The organism is Dyadobacter sp. 22481 (assembly GCF_052044875.1).
Taxonomy (GTDB): Bacteria; Bacteroidota; Bacteroidia; order Cytophagales; family Spirosomataceae; genus Dyadobacter; species Dyadobacter endophyticus.
The window spans coordinates 1,895,802-1,914,083 of record NZ_JBQENV010000002.1 but is presented as its reverse complement, the minus strand read 5'-3'; the positions used below and the strand labels follow the sequence as shown (position 1 = coordinate 1,914,083).

16 protein-coding genes are annotated in these 18,282 nt (G+C 50.3%); 8 read left to right on the top strand and 8 right to left on the bottom strand.

Going from position 1 to position 18,282, the window contains the following annotated elements; translation table 11 throughout:
* Positions 1 to 100: 100 nt before the first annotated feature.
* Positions 101 to 2,761, top strand: coding sequence for an alanine--tRNA ligase (gene alaS, locus ACTJJJ_RS18135; RefSeq protein WP_440702591.1), 2,661 nt, complete (start codon positions 101 to 103; stop codon positions 2,759 to 2,761).
* A gap of 93 nt (positions 2,762 to 2,854) precedes the next feature.
* Here alaS and ACTJJJ_RS18130 read toward each other — a convergent pair whose 3' ends face one another.
* The 3 genes from ACTJJJ_RS18130 to ACTJJJ_RS18120 all read right to left on the bottom strand — a co-directional run bounded on the left by ACTJJJ_RS18130 (position 2,855) and on the right by ACTJJJ_RS18120 (position 5,525).
* Entirely contained in the window at positions 2,855 to 3,340 is a 486-nt protein-coding gene (locus ACTJJJ_RS18130; RefSeq protein ID WP_188932666.1) for a CHRD domain-containing protein, read from the bottom strand.
* 155 nt (positions 3,341 to 3,495) lie between these two features.
* Complete coding sequence (locus ACTJJJ_RS18125) at positions 3,496 to 4,365, bottom strand: lysophospholipid acyltransferase family protein (RefSeq protein ID WP_426293584.1); 870 nt, start codon at positions 4,363 to 4,365, stop codon at positions 3,496 to 3,498.
* Positions 4,365 to 5,525 carry a hypothetical protein gene (locus ACTJJJ_RS18120; protein WP_440702590.1) on the bottom strand — a complete coding sequence of 387 codons (1,161 nt, stop codon included), beginning with the start codon at positions 5,523 to 5,525 and terminating at the stop codon, positions 4,365 to 4,367. Before ACTJJJ_RS18120 ends, ACTJJJ_RS18125 begins: the two co-directional genes overlap by 1 nt.
* 305 nt (positions 5,526 to 5,830) lie before the next feature.
* Between ACTJJJ_RS18120 and ACTJJJ_RS18115 the strand changes: the two genes are divergently transcribed.
* Positions 5,831 to 6,802: a T9SS type A sorting domain-containing protein gene (locus ACTJJJ_RS18115; protein WP_440702589.1), complete on the top strand. Its 972-nt coding sequence runs from the start codon at positions 5,831 to 5,833 to the stop codon at positions 6,800 to 6,802.
* Positions 6,803 to 6,815: 13 nt separating this feature from the next.
* Positions 6,816 to 7,643, top strand: coding sequence for an exosporium glycoprotein BclB-related protein (locus ACTJJJ_RS18110; protein WP_440702588.1), 828 nt, complete (start codon positions 6,816 to 6,818; stop codon positions 7,641 to 7,643).
* Positions 7,644 to 7,703: 60 nt separating this feature from the next.
* On the opposite strand, the gene ACTJJJ_RS18105 is transcribed toward ACTJJJ_RS18110, so the two are convergent.
* From ACTJJJ_RS18105 to ACTJJJ_RS18090, 4 genes are all read right to left on the bottom strand, one after another.
* Positions 7,704 to 9,437: an STN and carboxypeptidase regulatory-like domain-containing protein gene (locus ACTJJJ_RS18105; RefSeq protein WP_229222221.1), complete on the bottom strand. Its 1,734-nt coding sequence runs from the start codon at positions 9,435 to 9,437 to the stop codon at positions 7,704 to 7,706.
* 101 nt (positions 9,438 to 9,538) lie between these two features.
* Complete coding sequence (locus tag ACTJJJ_RS18100) at positions 9,539 to 10,525, bottom strand: FecR family protein (protein WP_440702587.1); 987 nt, start codon at positions 10,523 to 10,525, stop codon at positions 9,539 to 9,541.
* Positions 10,526 to 10,531: 6 nt separating this feature from the next.
* Complete coding sequence (locus ACTJJJ_RS18095) at positions 10,532 to 11,104, bottom strand: RNA polymerase sigma-70 factor (protein ID WP_440702586.1); 573 nt, start codon at positions 11,102 to 11,104, stop codon at positions 10,532 to 10,534.
* Between the two features lie 123 nt (positions 11,105 to 11,227).
* The gene (locus ACTJJJ_RS18090; RefSeq protein ID WP_188932676.1) at positions 11,228 to 11,452 is read right to left on the bottom strand and encodes a hypothetical protein; all 225 of its coding nucleotides are present in this window, start codon (positions 11,450 to 11,452) and stop codon (positions 11,228 to 11,230) included.
* 183 nt (positions 11,453 to 11,635) lie between these two features.
* On the opposite strand from ACTJJJ_RS18090, the gene ACTJJJ_RS18085 reads away from it, so the two are divergent.
* On the top strand, positions 11,636 to 12,475 hold the full coding sequence (locus ACTJJJ_RS18085) for a KilA-N domain-containing protein (RefSeq protein WP_440702585.1): 840 nt from the start codon (positions 11,636 to 11,638) through the stop codon (positions 12,473 to 12,475).
* A 43-nt stretch (positions 12,476 to 12,518) separates the two neighbouring features.
* The gene (locus ACTJJJ_RS18080; protein ID WP_440702584.1) at positions 12,519 to 13,451 is read left to right on the top strand and encodes a LysR substrate-binding domain-containing protein; all 933 of its coding nucleotides are present in this window, start codon (positions 12,519 to 12,521) and stop codon (positions 13,449 to 13,451) included.
* A 106-nt stretch (positions 13,452 to 13,557) separates the two neighbouring features.
* Here ACTJJJ_RS18080 and ACTJJJ_RS18075 read toward each other — a convergent pair whose 3' ends face one another.
* Complete coding sequence (locus ACTJJJ_RS18075) at positions 13,558 to 15,276, bottom strand: DNA polymerase/3'-5' exonuclease PolX (protein ID WP_188932682.1); 1,719 nt, start codon at positions 15,274 to 15,276, stop codon at positions 13,558 to 13,560.
* A gap of 205 nt (positions 15,277 to 15,481) precedes the next feature.
* On the opposite strand from ACTJJJ_RS18075, the gene ACTJJJ_RS18070 reads away from it, so the two are divergent.
* The 3 genes from ACTJJJ_RS18070 (at position 15,482) to ACTJJJ_RS18060 (ending at position 18,239) form a co-directional block, all read left to right on the top strand.
* A complete protein-coding gene (locus tag ACTJJJ_RS18070; RefSeq protein ID WP_188932684.1) occupies positions 15,482 to 16,747 on the top strand; it encodes an AGE family epimerase/isomerase in 1,266 nt (421 codons plus the stop codon).
* Positions 16,748 to 16,913: 166 nt separating this feature from the next.
* Entirely contained in the window at positions 16,914 to 17,111 is a 198-nt protein-coding gene (locus ACTJJJ_RS18065; protein WP_188932686.1) for a CsbD family protein, read from the top strand.
* Positions 17,112 to 17,237: 126 nt separating this feature from the next.
* Positions 17,238 to 18,239: a 3-hydroxyacyl-CoA dehydrogenase family protein gene (locus ACTJJJ_RS18060; RefSeq protein ID WP_426293576.1), complete on the top strand. Its 1,002-nt coding sequence runs from the start codon at positions 17,238 to 17,240 to the stop codon at positions 18,237 to 18,239.
* Positions 18,240 to 18,282: the final 43 nt, after the last annotated feature.

The window sequence follows — 18,282 nt, the reverse complement described above, 5'->3', positions numbered from 1 at the left end:
CCGAAATTTGGAATATGCACAGGCGTAGTAACTTAATTTCAAAGCAACTGTGTACCTTTGCGGCAAATTTCATGATGATATAAGTACCAAAACAGACACAATGACCTCGCATCAAATACGTCAGGCTTTTCTTGATTTTTTCCGCAGCAAAGAACATTTAATAGTACCCTCGGCCCCGCTGGTAGCCAAGAACGACCCCACGCTGATGTTCAACAACTCGGGGATGGCGCAGTTCAAGGACTTTTTCCTCGGGAACGGCACGCCGCCATCGCGCCGGATCGCGGATACCCAGAAATGTCTGCGCGTTTCAGGAAAGCACAACGACCTGGAAGATGTGGGTTTTGATACCTATCACCACACGATGTTCGAAATGCTCGGCAACTGGTCGTTTGGTGATTACTTCAAAAAAGAGGCGATCGCCTGGGCTTGGGAGTTGCTGACAGACGTTTACAAACTGCCGAAAGACAGACTGTATGTGTCGGTATTTGAAGGAAATGAGGCCGATGGTGTGCCGTTCGACCAGGAGGCGTGGGATCTATGGAAGGGCATCGTTGGCGAAGACCGCATTATCCTCGGAAACAAAAAAGACAACTTCTGGGAAATGGGCGATACAGGCCCTTGTGGCCCTTGTTCCGAAATACACGTCGACCTCCGCACACCTGCGGAAGTGGCAGCAGTTTCGGGTAAATCGCTCGTGAACAACGACCACCCGCAAGTGGTGGAAATATGGAACCTGGTATTCATGCAGTTCGAGCGCAAGGCCGATGGTTCACTGATCCCGCTCCCATCGACGCACGTCGATACCGGAATGGGTTTCGAGCGGCTTTGCATGGCTATCCAGCAAAAAACATCGAACTACGACACCGACGTTTTCCAAAACACAATTCAGGTGCTGGAAACGCTTTCGGGCAAAAAATACGGACAGAACGACGAGCCGTTCGCCGACATCGCCATGCGTGTGATCTCCGACCACATCCGCGCGGTTTCGTTCGCGATCACCGATGGTCAGCTGCCTTCGAACGTAAAGGCCGGCTATGTGATCCGTCGCATTCTCCGCCGCGCTGTGCGTTACGGATATTCCTACCTGGGCTTTCAGGAGCCATTCTTCCACAAGCTGGTGCCGGTATTGGCCGAGCAGTTCAAGGATGTGTTTACCGAACTGAGAGATCAGGAAGAATTTGTGACCCGCGTGATCCTGGAAGAAGAAAAGAGCTTCCTCCGCACACTCGAATCAGGTTTGAAAAGATTGGACAGCATTACTTCCGGCTTAAAAGAGAAAGGTATCAATACCATCCCTGGAGATGAGGTATTCGAACTGAGCGACACTTTTGGTTTCCCGGTGGACCTTACCGCGCTGATCGCCCGCGAGAAAAACTTCCAGATCGATGAAACCGGTTACCAGGATGCATTGGCCGAGCAGAAAAAACGCTCGCGCCAGGACGCTGCCAAAGAGGCTACCGACTGGATCGAGCTTCGCGAGTACGACGGCGTTGAATTCCTGGGCTATGATTTTGAAGAAACACACAGCCACATCGTCAAATACCGCAAGGTGAAAACCAAGACCGGCGAAGAATACCACATCGTACTCGACCGTACGCCTTTCTATGCCGAAATGGGTGGACAAGTCGGGGACACTGGCGAACTTCTTTTAAATGGGGAGAAAAAGGAGGAAGGAGGAAGGAGGATTGCGATTGTAGATACTAAGAAGGAAAATGACCTTTTTATACATGTTTCCCGTGATAAGGATTTGGACGAGGCATTGTCCGGAGCGGGCATTATTACTGCCAAAATTGATATCGACCGGCGCAATAAAATCAAATCGAACCACACGGCTACGCACCTGATGCTCTCGTCTATGCGCGAGGTGCTGGGCACGCACGTGAGCCAGAAAGGTTCTTTTCTGAACGACGAAGTACTGCGTTTCGACTTTGCCCATTTCTCGAAAGTGACCGACGAGGAGCTGCGGAAGATCGAAGACCGCGTGAACGAAAAGATCCGCGAAAATATCGCACTCGACGAAAGAAGAAACGTACCCATTCAGCAGGCGCTGGATGCAGGTGCTACGGCTACATTTGGTGAGAAATATGGTGATTTTGTCCGTCTGATTATCTTCGATCCTCAATTCTCTTTTGAGCTTTGCGGGGGTACGCACGTACCTTCGACGGGGGAGATTGGCGTGTTCAAGTTTATTTCCGAAGGCTCGGTGTCAGCCGGCGTTCGTCGTGTTGAAGCTGTGACGGGTGAAAAAGCCCTCGAACTGATGCGCCTCCAGGAAGAGACTTTAAATAAAATTAAAGACCTGCTCAAAAGCCCGACCGACCTGATCAAAGCCGTTGAAGGCCTGATCGAAGAACGTTCGGCATTGCAGAAGAAGATTGCAGCACTCGAAAACGAGAAGATCCAGGCATTGAAAACGACATTAGTGGAGAATATGGAAACCCACAGCACATTCAATCTGATCGTGCAGAAAGTGGACGTGCCGAGTGCCGATTCTTTGAAACAGCTCTCCTACGAGCTTCGCGACCAGGTCGAGAACCTGATCGCCGTATTTGGCGCTGAAATCGGCGGTAAGCCACAACTTTCGGTGTTCATTGCCGAGAATATCGTTCAGGAAACCGGACTGAATGCCGGCAAGATCGTGAAAGACCTGGCGAAAGATATCCGCGGCGGCGGTGGCGGGCAGCCTTTCTTTGCCACAGCGGGCGGTTCCGATGCAAGCGGACTGGATACTGCGCTGGAAAAAGCCAAAGACCTGTTTTAAACGGCCATCACTGCTTCTTATATAAAAAACAAGAGCGGCATCCTCGCGGAGCCGCTCTTGTTTTTTGCACTTCGTAAGTGCCAAATCAGTAGGTTATTCCTCAGCTTTCAACTGTCCTCTGATCTCACCGGTCGGATACTTGGCTGTATGAATGTTTACATAATACAAACCTGCCTTCAGATCGGCCACTTGTGCCTCGGTAAGGGTGTCTTTAAATGCGAAGGGTGTTTTGAAATCGGTGCCGAAGTCGATTACCACTGCACCTGTCGAATCGGGCGACCCCTTGTGGATGTGCCAGCCCGTTGGTAAGAACAAAGAGTCTGTCGACGCCGAATCTGACGCCGCCGAGTCGCTGTAAACGATGTTGAGACTCAAAATCCTCGACTCCTGGTCTAATGTACCATCTACTGAACCAGTAGCTGTTGATGGATTAGCGGGTACTTCGTTTGCACCGGAAAGCGTTGTGGACACTTTCAGTTCGGGCAATACGGGAGTTGGGTCTGCTGTCTCGTCGTCGTCATTACATGCAGCCACCATCCCGGCGATCACAAACACACCCATGAATGCTAATTTTCTCATAATGCTTTGTTTTAGTAAATAATTGGTTTGACCGCGCCGCCGTAAAATTATGGTTCCCGGCAAAACCAACCTTACCCAAAACACTCATCTTCAATTCTTTACAAAAACCATTTAAAGATCGCGGTTTGGGGAAAAGACCTACCCTTTGCTGAATATTACAACAATTTCAGGGCGTTGACCGGCTTTTGGCCGTCCCGCGAGTGGAACTTCCAGCGGTTATGCGACCACAGCCAGAGCTCCGGCTGCCGTTCTATCGTGTTTTCCAGGGCCTTATAATAATGTTCCATAATCCCCGCTTCGCCGAGCTCCCGCGCCTGTGAGGTAATGAGCCGGAATCTAAAATCGTATGAGTTCCGTTCCTTTTTGGTCACATCGAGGTACACGACCGGACAATTTCGCTGGACGGCAATGCGCGCCGCACCCGACTGCACGAAGGTTTTCCGGTTCATAAAATTGAGATAATATTTGCCCGACTCCGGGGGCCGTTGATCGGCAATAGTGACGAAAATGGCCGAAGAATCGGTATTCCAGCCCAATGTCCGGCGGTACCATTCCGATTTGGGGATCAGTACTACTCCGAAACGGCCTCTCAATTTCAACAACCAGCTATTCAACCATCTATTCGATACCGGTGAATAAGCGGCCAGTATCTGGCTCTCGGTTTGAAGGGGAAGCGAAAGCAGGTATTCCCAGCTTCCGTAATGCGACGCCATGAGTACAATGTGTTTATTTTCTTGCAAAAGCCGGTCGATCAATGCGGTGTTCTCGAAGTTGACCAGTTTCCCGAGGCTCCCCCGTGCTATTCCGCTGATTATGAACGGCTCGACGATCAGGTCGGCCAGGTGGCGAAAATAGGCTGTGACCATTTGGCGGATCTCCTTTTCGGAGCGTGTCGGGAAGCAGCGGGCCATATTCAGCAGCACCATATGGCGGCGATAGGGCCATAGTTTGAACAGTACCAGGAAAATCAGGTCCGAAAGGGAACGCCAGCCCCATAGGGCCAGCCTGAACCGCAGCGCTCGCATCAGAACAAGAACTGCACGCCTGCGTTAACCCCTACGAAAAGCCCCTGAAAATCTTTGGAACTGTTGTTTTTCCAGATATACTTTTTGATAAAATCATAGTCATTCTCGCGCTCGTAGGATACATAATTGAGCGTCGGTCCTGCGAATGCTTCGAAGCCGTTACCTAACTTCAATGCAGGCAGGATGCGTAGTGAATTCTTGTTGTAATGCCCTCCGTCAAAGTCGGTAAGCGTATGGCTTATGGCTTCCAGGTTAATACGTAAGGGACCGCCCAACCGGATGTGTGCGCCCAGGCCCCCTTCGGCAGCGTACATCGCTTTGGCATTGTTCCTGAAATTGTATCCTATGCCTGCGATCCCGTAAAGCACACGCCCTCCCGAGCGGAAGGAAACAATGCCGGTCATCGTTTCGTCGATCGTGACGGCAACCGATTTTTCCCCGTTTTTGATAAAGTTGAAGATTGCGATCGGGTAATCGCTGCTATCGGCAATGTTGATGAGCCCTGCGAGCTGGACTCCCCTCACCTTTTTCGCTACGTTGGCAAAACCGCCGATCTGGACATTTACATCGCCGGCTTTGTTCAGAAACCCGGCCACCTGGGCTCCTTTCACGTTTTTACGGGCAATGTTGGTAAATCCGGCAAGCTGGGCGGCACCTGCGTTTTCGGCCAGGTTCATAAATCCTGCCACCTGCGCGCCTTTGGCCTCATGCCCTACAATATTCGCAAAGCCCGCCAGTTGCACACCGTCCGCGTTGTTGCCTGTTACGTTGGCCAGCCCAGCCAGCTGCGCCCCACCGGCATCGTTGCCGATTACATTCGCTACGCCGGCCATCTGTACACCGTGGGCATTTTCCTTTACTACGTTGGCGACGCCCGCCAGAGCAACGCCCGTCTCTCCCTTTGAAAGTCCGGCAATTACATGAAGGGAAAACCGGTTGGTAATTGAAGCGGCCTGTTTACCATTAGAACTTATCGGGTAGATAAAACCAATATGCGCCGGAGCTGTATCGCGCCCAATTGCACCCTGCTGGGCGGCATCCTGCTGGGCGGCACCCTGCTGGGCGGCACCCCGCTGGGCGACAGAACGGAACGAAAGGGCTAGTAACAACAGTATGCTGAGGATGGCTAGTCTGGATGGAATAAAGCGCAAATTTTTCATGGGTAATGCATTTAAAAGAATTGGAAGTTGAATTGCACACGCTCCCGGCTTCCCTGCAGGCCTTCAATTCGACCGGTTCAATCCGTATGCATCTAACCGACAACCAGAATGCTGCTTACCCTAATTTTTTGTCAAAAAAATAAACACCCATAGCGCCGTTTCGACATATCAACATACCTCTACAAACTACATTCGCCATCTAGACAGATTTATAGAAATAATTTTAATGAAATACCCGTAACTCTTTAAATATTTATATACATTTAGCCAAATTGTCACATTTCTCACACTCAACCCCAATCTCTATGACTAAACGTTATCTGCTTTTTTGTCAGTTGGCATTACTTCCAACTCTGGCCGCACAAGCTCAGTTTACAGTAGGAGTCGATGGTTTCTTTATTGGACAGAATACTCAGGTCTTTATCGACAGCCTTACGCTAAACCCGAGCGTCGACTTTTCGCTTGTGTCGCAAACACTCACGATCACGCCGACACCCATTCCCGGAGCCCCGCCCAGCATCGCGAGAGTTTACAACCTTACCACACCTGTTAATTTCACAGGCGTGGCAGGCTTCTTCTACCGGGCTTCGGAGCTCAATGGTAACACCGAGAGCACATTGCAGGTCAACCACGGCAATGCAAATTTCGTTTCGACCACCGGAAGCACCGTCAACGTAATTCAGCACTACATTTCCAACACCCTGCCGCTCACCAATTTTACATCACTCACCGCCGCGCAGGAAGGTGCATTACCGGTAAACCTGGTCGACTTCAAGGTAAAACGTGTGGAGAATGCGACAGTGCTTTACTGGCAAACTTCGGAGGAAAAAAACAGCGATCATTTCGAAGTCCAGCAAAGCGAAGATTTACGAAAATGGAATGCATTGGGTATTGTTAACGCGGCGAACGAGAGCTCGCAGCAGAAAGATTACTCCTTCCCGGATGTCACGGAGCGGTACGGAACGCAGTATTACCGGCTGAAAATGGTGGATGCTGACGGCAGCTTTGCTTTCAGCAAAATCGAGTCCATCCGGCTGGGTTCTTCCGGGCTGATCAGTGCTTATCCCAATCCTGTGGTGGACAAACTTCGTATTGGTTCCAAAGAAGCGCTCGCGAGCGTGAAAGTGACCGATCTGGCGGGCCGTTCGTTCCTCGAACTATCAAAGCCTAAGCCCGGGCAGGAGTTCAGCATGAAAAACTATCCGGCCGGTACCTATTTCGTGAAGGTTGAAACGGCGGACGGTAAAGTTCAGGTTGTAAAAATCATTAAACAGTAAACCTCGCATCCTTATGAAAAACATATATTTAGTTCCTATCTCTTTCCAAAACATCAAAAGAGGCCTGCTAAGTTGCCTCCTGGCCCTGTTTGCATTCACTGTTCAAGCACAGGTAGGTATTGGAACCATCAGTCCTCATCCCAGCGCACAACTTGAAATTCAAGCCCCGCTCAAAGGTTTATTGATTCCGAGAATGCCCGAAGCCTTCCGTATACTTATCCCAACCCCAGCCACGGGTCTATTAGTGTATCAAACAGACGGAGCAGCACCAGGCTTCTATTATTTTGACGGGGTTATCTGGCAGCCTTTGAAATCCGCAGCCTCGTCTGGCGGAGGTGCAATTATCCCTTATGCCTCCGGCGCTCCTGCTGTAATGACGACAGTATTGGGAGGCCTGCTCAATACAGGCACAGTACTCGGCTTCGGGTCTTCCGCGACGGGTGTAACGGCATTGGGTGGATTCATAGATGGAACGTCGCTTATCAACATGGCCTTTACAGTTCCCCGCGCAGGTACCGTTTCCTCCATTTCCGGCACTTTCAGCAGTACTGCCGCGGTAGTCCTGATCGGATCGACCGTTACCATCCGGGGACAGTTGTATCAGGCTCTCCCAGGCACTAACACCTTCGTCGCCGTTCCTGGTGCTACCGTGGACATGGCCCCCGCCGCAACCGGTGTTATTAGTGTCGGCACGGTATCGTCAGGCACAACCGCCCTTGCTCCATTTCCCGTTGCAGCAGGCACGAGGCTATTGCTCGTATTTTCAGCCAGCGTCACAGCAGGACTTGATATCGCCACTGTTATCACAGGCTACGTCAGTGCAGGTGTGGGGATAGATTAAATAATGCGTCCTGAAGAATCTAAAAGCCCTGGCCGCGAGGTTCAGGGCTTTTGATTTAAATTACAATTTTCCGTATCGCCAGCTGATGCCCGCCTGAAAGCCGATCCAGGACGAAACTTTGTTGCTACCCAGATCGATTTTTGGGTAGCCCGATGGTGGAAATTGCTTGTAACCTCTTCCGGTTTCAACACCGTCATGGTCATAAATCGAGTAGGAAGGCCCGCCGAAAAGCATGAAATGTTTATTGAACTTGTAAGTAGCAGCAATCTGTAAGCGGTACAACGACGGCATGGTCTCCCAATTCCCCAGATAAAGATTCTGATTGAGTATCTCTACGAAGAAACCTGCCTTTTTGAAAGGAAAAAACTCACGACCGAAACCGGCACCGAAGGTTCGTATTTTTTTATCGCCGTTCAAACCCGTACCGGCCATCAGCAGGCTGTAAAAACGGTGCGTCCCCATTTTCCAGGCCACATTAAACGGCGCCACGTCGGTCGCATACACCGAAATATTGGAAGTACTTTTCCTGACGATATTGACAAGGCCGATACTTGCGCCGGAAGAGCTGTCGGCGATATTGACAATGCCTATTTGTACGCCCCGCATTATTTTGGCATAATTGAATGGCGCAAGCTGCACTCCCCTGATATTCCTGGCCATGTTGAGCCCGCCGGAAATCTGCGTCGCACGGACCGAATCGCGCGCGTTGTTGGCTGCACCGGCAATTTGTACTCCCTCAAAAATACCGCGTACCTGGTTGTAGCCACCGGATATCTGCGCGCCGTGGCCTCCGTTGCGGATCAGGCTGATAGTCCCTGAAACCTGTGCTCCTGCAATCCCGCCTCCGGCCCTGCTCAAAAAACCGCTTATCTGCACACCGTCGACGCGTTTTCGCACCATCCCGCTAAAACCGGAGATTTGCACGCCATTCAGCGAATCCAGCACATTATTGCTAAAACCGGCTATCTGCACACCATTGACATGCCCCGATACCACATTGAATGCTCCCGCAAGCTGCACATAGCGCACGTTCTCTTTTGAAATATTAAATCCACCCGCAATCTCGACCCCATTTACCCCCGCCGTATAGCCACCCGCGACATTTAGCGAAAACTTGTTGACCACCTGCGCACTCATACGCCCGTGCGTGCCCAGCCCGGGCGTAAGCGATGCCTGGTAGGGCAATGCGACAAAAAACTGGCCGATATTACGGCTCTGCGCGCGGAGGCGCTGAGAAAGGAAAAGGCGCCCCAGCCAGGTAGATTCGCCTTCGGAATAACGAACGATAAGCGGGTCGAGGTCCACGGCCTTTTGCTGGATACGCATTGTCCGCGCCGATTCGTCGGTGCTGTTGATGACCATGGTCGTATCGCCGTAACCTACCTTACTGACGGTCAGATAAATGGGAAAGGACCGTTCTTTAATACGCAGCCTGAAACCGCCGTCATCTTCCGAAAGCGTCGACACAAGCAGTTGCCGCGAGTAGACGCTCGCGTAATCGACCGGCTTCCCGGTTTCATCGTCCAGAATGAGCCCGCTGATATGAAAGGATTTTTCCCTGGGCACCGGCAGGATGATCAGGTAATCGCCTTTTTCCTTGTACTGAAATCTGTTTTGAAAAAGTTGGTCGAGCACTTGCCGTACAGGTTCCCGGGCGGCATTTAATGTAACAAGGCTGTCGCCCGCGATCAGGTTACTATTGTAGGAAAAATAGAATTTCCCTTGCTCGCTTATGGATTTCAAAACAGCAGAAACCGGCTGCCCCTTTACAGAGATATCAACCGGTTTATTCAAAATTTGCTGCGCAAAACATCCGCTCGGGACCACTACCAATATCACAGCCAGCCGTAAAATACTTCGTAATATAGAATTCTGATTCATCCCGAAAGATAAGGCTATTTCAAAATGATCTGGTCGCCATGGTGTTCAACTTTGAGTGAAAGGGTTTCGCTGACGACACCGAGGATACTTTCAAGTGAATGCTGGTCAAAAGTAGTATTGATCGGCAGGTTCTTCAATCGCTGGTTGCCGATCACGATGTCCGCATCGTAGGCTTCATTCAGGATTTCAACCAGTCGCCAGAGGGGCGTACCGTCGCAAAACAGCCTGCGGGTACGGTAGTAATTATGGAATTGGTCCGCGGTAATACCTTTGCGCATCTCAGCATTAGCCTTCACGATCGTCGCTTCCTCGCGGGGTGTAATGCGTACCCGCTGCGTGTCCCTCGAAACCTCGACAACGCCCGTCTCCACGATCACCTCCGTTTTCTCGGCATTATCCTTCACATTAAAAGAAGTACCCACCACTTTCACCGTCACATCATTGACTGAAATCAGAAACGGCTTCGATTTATCAGGTTTTACGTCAAAAAATGCTTCTCCTGTAAGTGTTACCGGGCGAGTTGTTCCTGCAAATTCCTGCGGATAGCTGATGCTCGATTTTCGGTTAAGGGTTACGATCGAACCATCCGGCAGCGTGTCGGTGAGCGTCTGCATCCCGGAACTGATCGTCAGCATTTCATGGGAAGAACTACGCGTCGCGAGGAGATAGCTCAGCCAGCCTACGCCGGCTGTCATGAGCACCATCGCCACCATCCGCAGGATCCGGAATACCGGTTTGGGGTACATCGGTATTACCTCTTTTTCCCGCTGTTTGGCCGTACGCGCTTTGAACCGTTCCCAAGCTGCGTTTTCGTCCACGGTACTCCTGCGCGCGAGGCGTTTGCTCTCCGTCCAGATGAGTTCGAAATGCTCGAAATACCGCTGGTTATCATCATCGTCGAGCAGCCATTGTTTGATCTCGATCTGCTCCGCAACGCTGGCCTCGTCGAGCATCGACTTCACCAGCAATTCATCTATGTTCGGGTTGTGTTCTGTTTTCATGACTGATCAGCTGAGGAAAAAAAGTAAAAAGGAAGCCGGAAGAAAATCGGCCAGTTTGCCCCGTAATAGCCGCAATGCTTTGCCCATTTGGTTCTCGACCGTTTTGACGGGCATTTGAAGTCGGTCTGCGATTTCCTGGTATTTCAATTCTTCGAACCGGCTCATCTGGAAAATCGTCCGGCATTTCTCCGGCAGCTCCCGCAATGCAACGTCCAGGCGCGTTTCGAGCTCCGACAGTTCGAGGGCATGGGAGGCGCTGGCAGTCTGCTGCTCCTGATGCATCGTATAATCGCGGTGGGCCTCACGCACTTTCAGGTGTTTGAGATAATTCAAACTTTCGTGGTATACCGACCGGTAGAGGTATCCGCTGACCGACTCGCGGATATCGATATGGTCTGTTTTCTCCCACAACCTGCAAAACACATTCTGGACCATCTCCTCGGCCATGATATCGTCCTTCAAAATGGTGCAGGCATAGGCGTGCAGTCCTTTGAAATGCTTTTTGAAAACTTTCTCGAACTCCGATTCCCTGTCCCTGCTCAAAACCGTTACGTGGTCATCCGCGAAGGCTGCATTCATTGCATCGACTGGTTTATGTAAAAAAATAAGCGCCCGACTCGGGTTGTACAATGAATTGACAACCGGCCGGGCGCTTACCCTAAATTTTCCCCAAAAAATATTCGGGCTTATGTTCTCAGCTTGTTACTTTTTCTTCGCTGCCTTGGTGGTATCTGCTTTGCTTGTTTTATAACGTTTGTCGGGCGTACCGTCTTTTTTGAGGTGTTTGTTTTCCTTATAACGTTTGTCGGGCGTACCATCCTTTTTCAGTTTCGCTTCTGTCTTCTGTTTTTCTGCTGTGGTTTGCGCAAAAATCGGCGTCGCCACCGCCATCAACGCCAGCAACATCCAAGCTTTCAGGTTTTTCATAGTTGACTGTATTTATGTGATTGATAGTTTAAAGTGGGGCTAAGTTACAATTCCTGAGGAAAATGCAAGCGGCAAAAGTCTCGAAAAAAGGAAGTTTAATGAGGATTTAATACTACTACAAGCTGTTACCTTTTTAAGAAGAGTACGTACCAAGAGGAATGTTAACACAAAACATTCTTCAAAATGAAAAATCAAAGACTTATTGTTAGTGATCAGGAGATTAGCGTGCTGGGCAAGGAGAACGGGGATTTTATTTCCCTGACGGACATCGCACGACAGAAAAATGCGGCGACGGGGCTTGTGATCTCGCACTGGCTCAGTACCAGGTTTACCGTCGAGTTCATCGGGTTATGGGAGCAGCTGTACAATCCCGATTTTAATGTTACTGAATTCGGTAACATTAAAAATACGGCTGGGGCTAACGGATTTGTTTTGAGCGCCAAACAGTGGATCGAGAAGACCAATTCGATAGGGCTGGTCTCTAAGCCGGGTCGATACAACGGCGGTACATTCGCACACCGGGACATTGCCTTCGAATTTGCGTCCTGGATCTCAGCATCCTTCAAGCTTTACCTGATTAAAGAATTTCAACGACTTAAAGAAGAGGAAAACAAACGACTGGAGCTCGACTGGAACTTGCGGCGGAGCCTTGCGAAAATCAATTACACCATTCACACAGATGCCGTCAAAGAGAATCTGATCCCCAAAGAGCTTGATCCTATTGCAATAAGCAAGATTTATGCGGAGGAAGCTGATATTCTGAATCTGGCATTATTCGGTATCACTGCGCGAGATTGGGCTAAAATCAATCCGGCGCGAGGTAATCTGCGCGATTCGGCGACGCTGGAACAGCTCGTTGTGCTCTCCAACCTGGAAAGCATTAATGCCATGCTGATTGGCCAGGGCAAGCTGGCCACAGAGCGGGTGATAGCGCTCAACCGGGTTGCAATTATTCAGATGAAATCGCTGGTCGGAAATCAGTCATTGCAAAAAGCCGCTCCTTTATTAAATCAACCAAAATGATAATTATTACTTTTGCATAAATGAAATTTATACAACATTCAAAATGAACATCCAGCAACTGGAATATATCGTCGCAGTAGACAACCACCGCCACTTCATCCAGGCGGCCGAGCATTGCAATGTCACCCAGCCTACCCTCTCGATGATGATCCGGAAACTGGAAGAAGAATTATCCGTTAAAATCTTTGATAGGACAAAGCAGCCAATTGTCCCTACCGGCATCGGGCGCGAGATCATCGACCAAGCCAAAACGATTTTACGCGAAACGTCCCGGATCAATGAAATAGCGAAGCATTTCAACGGCGACCTGTCAGGAGCATTGCACGTCGGCGTGATACCGACCATAGCGCCCTATTTGCTTCCGCATTTTGTGAATCCGTTTATTTCAAACTTCCCGGATATCAAGCTACATGTCTCGGAAATGATCACCGACCGGATCATTACCGAGCTTAAAATGGGCAACCTCGATGTAGGTATTATCGCTTCCCTTTCAGAGGAGAACAGTTTACAGGAAATTCCGCTGTACAAGGAACGGTTTTACGCCTACGTTTCAGAAAAAACAGACTTGTATTCCAAGCAATATATCCTCCCTACCGACATCGAACCTAACGAGCTCTGGCTTCTGGAAGAGGGCCATTGCTTCCGGACGCAAATCCAAAAGCTGTGCGAACTGAGCCGCAGCAGCCAGTTCGGCAGCAGTTTCAGTTACCGTTCGGGCAGCATTGAAACGCTCATCCGAATGGTCGAACGGAACGGTGGCATCACCATTTTGCCCGAAATGGCGGTGATGGAGCTATCCGAGGAGCGGCAGAAGCATATCCGCCACTTCCGCTTCCCCGAGCCCGCGCGCGAGGTATGCCTGGTCGTCAACCGCGAGCAGATGAAAGCACGGCTCATCGATGCGTTGCGTGAAGGCATTACGGCGCATTTACCGGAAGGAATATTGAATAAGGAGATGGAAGTGAAGGTTTTGTGACCGCAAACGTTACTATTTTGCAAGTGCGCTACTGAAATAGTTATACTATTTTACTAGCGCACCCTCAAAATAGTATAGCCACTTTAAAAGTACATTTTAAGAACAGTTAACTTTTTTTACTTGCCCGCCCTCTCAAATACTCCTCCATCTGCCCCAAATTCAGCGCATTAAAGGTCATATCCTTCGTCAAACCGCCCTTCCTTGCATTCGCGACACCATAATGCATATCCAGGTAGCCTTCCATTGCGTGCGCGTCAGGGTTAATGCTGAGCAAAACGCCCTTTTCCATGCAGTAGGCAATCCAGCGCCAGTCGAGGTCGAGGCGCCAGGGAGAGGCGTTGATTTCGATAACGACACCGTTGGCGGCGCAGGCGTCGATGATCACCTGGTGGTCGATAGGGTAACCTTCGCGGGAAAGAAGCAAACGACCGGTCGGGTGGCCTAAAATGGTTGTGTAGGGGTTCTCGATCGCTTTCAACAGGCGTGTGGTTGCCTTTTCGAGCGTCATCGTGAGGTTACTGTGCACGGAAGCCACAATATAGTCGAACGAAGCCAGTACATCCGTTGGATAATCGAGCGAACCGTCGCCGAGGATGTCCGATTCTATTCCTTTGAGTATTTTGAATGGCTTTTCCGGGTTTTCTGTAGCGAAGCGTGCATTGAGTCTTGCAATTTCTTCGTGCTGGCGGATCACATCCTCCACTTTCAGTCCCTGCGCGTAAGTGGCGGTTTGGGAATGGTCGGCGATGCCGAGGTACTCGAAACCGAGGTCACGGCAGTGGAGCGCCATTTGTTCAAGGGTATGCTGCCCGTCGGAATAGGTGCTGTGGTTATGCAAAATCCCCCTGAGATCATCCCAGGTAACGAGCTGGTCGGGCGTGCGGGTTTCGGCCCAGACAAGCTCTCCTGCACCCTCGCGCATTTCAGGAACTATATAAGGCAAGCCCGCTTTTTCGTAGATGGCGTGCTCGGTAACCGCATTCTCATAATAGGCATGTCGCCAGATGGTACTGCCCGATGTCCCCGCCAGGCCCAGGTGGTCTTCACCCGCGGTTTCGAGGAAAAGCTCATTTACCAACCGCTCGGGCTTTACGGCCACAATTTCAATGGCAACAGCGACATCCTGCACATGACCGCGCCATACGAACGGCGACGATATTTTCTCATCCTGCACCAGCAGCTCTATTTCCCCAATCGTATTTTGTAAAAGCGCCGGGGAATCCGTGCCGACCACGATACGGATCGTTTCCACAACCTCCGATTTCCTTCGTATCTCACCGGCCGCTTCCACCTGATCGAATGTCTTCTTCAATTCATTTACAATCAATCCCGCTACCGCCTCGGCTTTGTCCATACGCAGTTTTCCGGCCTGGTCTTTCAGGAACGCCAGCGAGTCGAGGATCTTTTGCTGCGTGTTTCCACCAAAGCCTTTGACTTTGGCCACAGTACCGTTCAAACATGCCAGTTCCAGTTCATGCAGGTTATCAATACCCAGTTCCTGCCATAAAACAGCGATCTTTTTAGGCCCGATACCTTTGATATTGAACATTTCCATCACCCCTAGCGGCGTGTTGGCGATCAGTTCTTCCAGCTCCGGGAATGTTCCGGTTTTCGCAATCTGCGCGATTTTTGCGGCGGTACTTTTCCCAACCCCCTGCAATTTGGTCAGCTCCTGCTCGGTCATGAACTGCAGTTCGCCTTCCTTGTATTTATCCAGGTAAAAAGCAGCCACGGAGTATCCCTTGATTTTAAAAGGGTCGGCATTGTGCAGTTCCAGCAGCTTGGCAGTTAGTTCGAGGACTTCTACGATTTCAGAATTACTCATGGGGATCGGGATTGATGAATTCATTGCGAATTACGAAGTATGGATCAGCATTTGCAAATCACACGCCCCTGCTGGGGGTGCCCAGAGAGTAAATATTCCAGAAAAAAATATTTATAGTGATAATGGCCTTGCCGATAGTCGGGACGGCGACCGGCGAAGTAATATCCAACAACCATTTCAAAAACTCTGACCATATTATAATCCAATGAATGTAGATCAATTGAAAAGCTACCGCGAAGAGATCCGCCAGCATTTGACCAACGAATTACTCCCATTCTGGGAAAATCGCGCTGTGGATAAGGAAAACGGCGGTTTTATAACTCATTTCGACAATGCAGGCAACGATTCGGGCGAGGACGAAAAGTCGCTGATTGCGCAGACGCGCACGGTTTATACTTTCTCCTCCGCGCACCGCGCGGGCTATGGCGAAGGCCGCTATGCCGAAATTGCCCGGCACGGAGTAGATTTTCTGATCAACAGGATGTGGGACAATGAGTATGGTGGGTTTTACTGGCTGATGGATCGCAAAGGCGACGTCAAAATCGATGAAAAGATCGTCTACGGACACAGTTTCGCGATTTACAGTCTGGCAGAATACACGTTGGCCACCGGCGATCCCCGCGGTTTGGAATACGCGGAAAAGGTTTTTGATTTGTTGCAAAAACACGGTGCGGACACCTATTATGGTGGTTATTTCGAAATGTTCCACCGCAACTGGGACCTCAAAGGCCCAGGCGCTGCCGGAGGCGACCGCAAGACGCTCGACGCCCATATGCACCTCATGGAAGCGTTCACGACATTATATGAAGCATCGGGCAAGCAGGTTCACCGTCGCAAACTCGTTGAAATAATCAATTTGCTGATTAACAAAATCATGCACCCGCAATACAGAACAGGTATCCCGCAGTTCTGGGAAGACTGGACCGTGGCTCCGCAGATCAAATTCGATATTATCTGGGGTTGGGACCGCTTCACCGAAGATGGACTGAAAAGTGCTGCCGAAGACAATACCAGCTACGGCCACAACGTCGAGTTCGCGTGGTTGCTCATGCATGCGCTCGATATCGCGGGCATCCCCTACGACGAATACCATGACCAATTGAAAGCATCTTATGACCACGCCGTGGCGTACGGCATCGACTGGGAGTTTGGGGGCGTGTACGTGGAAGGCTCACATGCAGGCGAAGTGTACGACCGTGAGAAGGAATTCTGGCAACAGGCCGAGGTCATCATCGGGATGCTCGACGCTTACCGAGTTTATGGCGATGAAAAGTACTTGAAAGCCTACGACGCCACCCATCGTTTCGTATTTGACAAAATGATCCACCATTCGGTGGGTGAATGGCTGCCGCTGCTCACGCGCCAGGGCGAACCGATCTGGAAGCACATGAGCCATTCGTGGAAGGTAAATTACCACTCGGTGCGTTCGATGGTGCAGGGTGTGGTGCGGCTGAACAAACTGATTGCGTGATGTCAGTCTGAGCGCACGTTTTTGGACGTTTCGTGTAAATTTTTGCTCATGGGTTAATACCAAATGCGGCCAGAGAGCCGGTTTTCGCGTTGGAATGGTTGTTTAAATTGATCATGTACCAAGCGCTTGAAAAAAGCGCCATTATCAAACTAAAAACCACACAATCATGAGCTCATTCACACAGCAAGTAAAAGGTAACTGGAACGAACTCAAAGGAAAGTTCAAGCAACAATACGCTGACTTGACCGACGACGACCTGCTTTATGAAGAAGGAAAAGAAGACGAACTTCTTGGAAAAATTCAGAAGAAGATCGGCAAAACCAGAGAAGAGGTGGAAAGTGAAGTTGAAAGCTGGTCCCGCTAGATCTTAAAACAGGTCGATATAAGCCCCGTAACCATTGGTTTCGGGGCTTTTTTTGTAGTAACCGGCCTTCGCGATGCGCTTTTAACATTATATTACCCGCATCAAATCCTAAATCCGTTTTCTGAAATGAATCCAAATGAAATCCCTGTCGGCATTGTTGGCCTTGGCTTAATGGGTTGCAGCATCGTAACCTGCCTGCTCATCGCCGGACATCCGGTGGCGGCCGTAGCGCCCATCCCCGCCGACCTCGACCACGCCGAGCGCCGCATTCGCGAACATTTGCAAAATGCCTGGGAAAACGGCATGATCGATAACGAACCGGAGTTTTACCTTCGGAAACTGATCATTACAGAAGATTATTCAGTGCTCTATCCATGCAAGCTCGTGAACGAATGCACGATCGAAAACATCGATATTAAGAATGCAGTATACCAAAAGATCGAAAAGGAGATTGCTCCTGACGCGCTGCTGACCAGCAATACTTCCGCTATTCCCATCAGCCAGCTTCAAAAACTCACGCAGTACCCATCGCGCTTCCTCGGCCTGCACTGGACCGAGCCCGCGCATACGACCCGCTTTCTTGAAATCATTTGCGGAGACGACACAGATATTCAAAACGGCGAATACCTGTACGAACTTTCGCATTTGTGGGGCAAAGAGCCTATTCTGGTACGAAAAGACATCGCCGGGTTTATCACCAACCGCCTGATGTACGCCATGTACCGCGAGGCGATCAGCCTCGTCGAGAATGGTTATGCGACTATCGAGGATGTCGACCGATCGTGCCGCAACAATGCGGGCTACTTCATGACGCTCGTCGGCATATTCCGCTGGATGGACCTCACCGGCGTCCCGGCCTATCATACCGTGATGAAAAACCTCCTTCCTACCCTCAACAACAGCACCGAAGTACCTGAGCTGATCGACAAAGTGGTGCGGGAAGGCGGCAAAGGCGTGCTCAACTCACATGGTTTTTATGAATATGAGCCCGGCGAAGCAGAGGTTTGGGAGGAGACTTTCAAGGAATTCACCTACGATATTCGTGAACTGGCACTGAAATATCCGGGGAATATCGTGAAACGGCGGCTAGCTGAGAAGCGGGAGGCGGGTTCTTCGGAAAACAGCTGACGAGCTTTGAGGCATTAAGTGTAACCGTTCAAAAAAAATTAGC

What these genes read in the sequence shown, in the direction of transcription:
- ACTJJJ_RS18075 (WP_188932682.1), bottom strand. Translation starts at nt 15,276, where the DNA reads ATGAGTAATTCTGAAATCGTAGAAGTCCTCGAACTAACTGCCAAGCTG.
- ACTJJJ_RS18060 (WP_426293576.1), top strand. Translation starts at nt 17,238, where the DNA reads ATGAATCCAAATGAAATCCCTGTCGGCATTGTTGGCCTTGGCTTAATG.
- ACTJJJ_RS18100 (WP_440702587.1), bottom strand. Translation starts at nt 10,525, where the DNA reads ATGAAAACAGAACACAACCCGAACATAGATGAATTGCTGGTGAAGTCG.
- ACTJJJ_RS18125 (WP_426293584.1), bottom strand. Translation starts at nt 4,365, where the DNA reads ATGCGAGCGCTGCGGTTCAGGCTGGCCCTATGGGGCTGGCGTTCCCTT.
- ACTJJJ_RS18080 (WP_440702584.1), top strand. Translation starts at nt 12,519, where the DNA reads ATGAACATCCAGCAACTGGAATATATCGTCGCAGTAGACAACCACCGC.
- ACTJJJ_RS18070 (WP_188932684.1), top strand. Translation starts at nt 15,482, where the DNA reads ATGAATGTAGATCAATTGAAAAGCTACCGCGAAGAGATCCGCCAGCAT.
- alaS (WP_440702591.1), top strand. Translation starts at nt 101, where the DNA reads ATGACCTCGCATCAAATACGTCAGGCTTTTCTTGATTTTTTCCGCAGC.
- ACTJJJ_RS18110 (WP_440702588.1), top strand. Translation starts at nt 6,816, where the DNA reads ATGAAAAACATATATTTAGTTCCTATCTCTTTCCAAAACATCAAAAGA.
- ACTJJJ_RS18120 (WP_440702590.1), bottom strand. Translation starts at nt 5,525, where the DNA reads ATGAAAAATTTGCGCTTTATTCCATCCAGACTAGCCATCCTCAGCATA.
- ACTJJJ_RS18090 (WP_188932676.1), bottom strand. Translation starts at nt 11,452, where the DNA reads ATGAAAAACCTGAAAGCTTGGATGTTGCTGGCGTTGATGGCGGTGGCG.
- ACTJJJ_RS18115 (WP_440702589.1), top strand. Translation starts at nt 5,831, where the DNA reads ATGACTAAACGTTATCTGCTTTTTTGTCAGTTGGCATTACTTCCAACT.
- ACTJJJ_RS18065 (WP_188932686.1), top strand. Translation starts at nt 16,914, where the DNA reads ATGAGCTCATTCACACAGCAAGTAAAAGGTAACTGGAACGAACTCAAA.
- ACTJJJ_RS18085 (WP_440702585.1), top strand. Translation starts at nt 11,636, where the DNA reads ATGAAAAATCAAAGACTTATTGTTAGTGATCAGGAGATTAGCGTGCTG.
- ACTJJJ_RS18095 (WP_440702586.1), bottom strand. Translation starts at nt 11,104, where the DNA reads ATGAATGCAGCCTTCGCGGATGACCACGTAACGGTTTTGAGCAGGGAC.
- ACTJJJ_RS18130 (WP_188932666.1), bottom strand. Translation starts at nt 3,340, where the DNA reads ATGAGAAAATTAGCATTCATGGGTGTGTTTGTGATCGCCGGGATGGTG.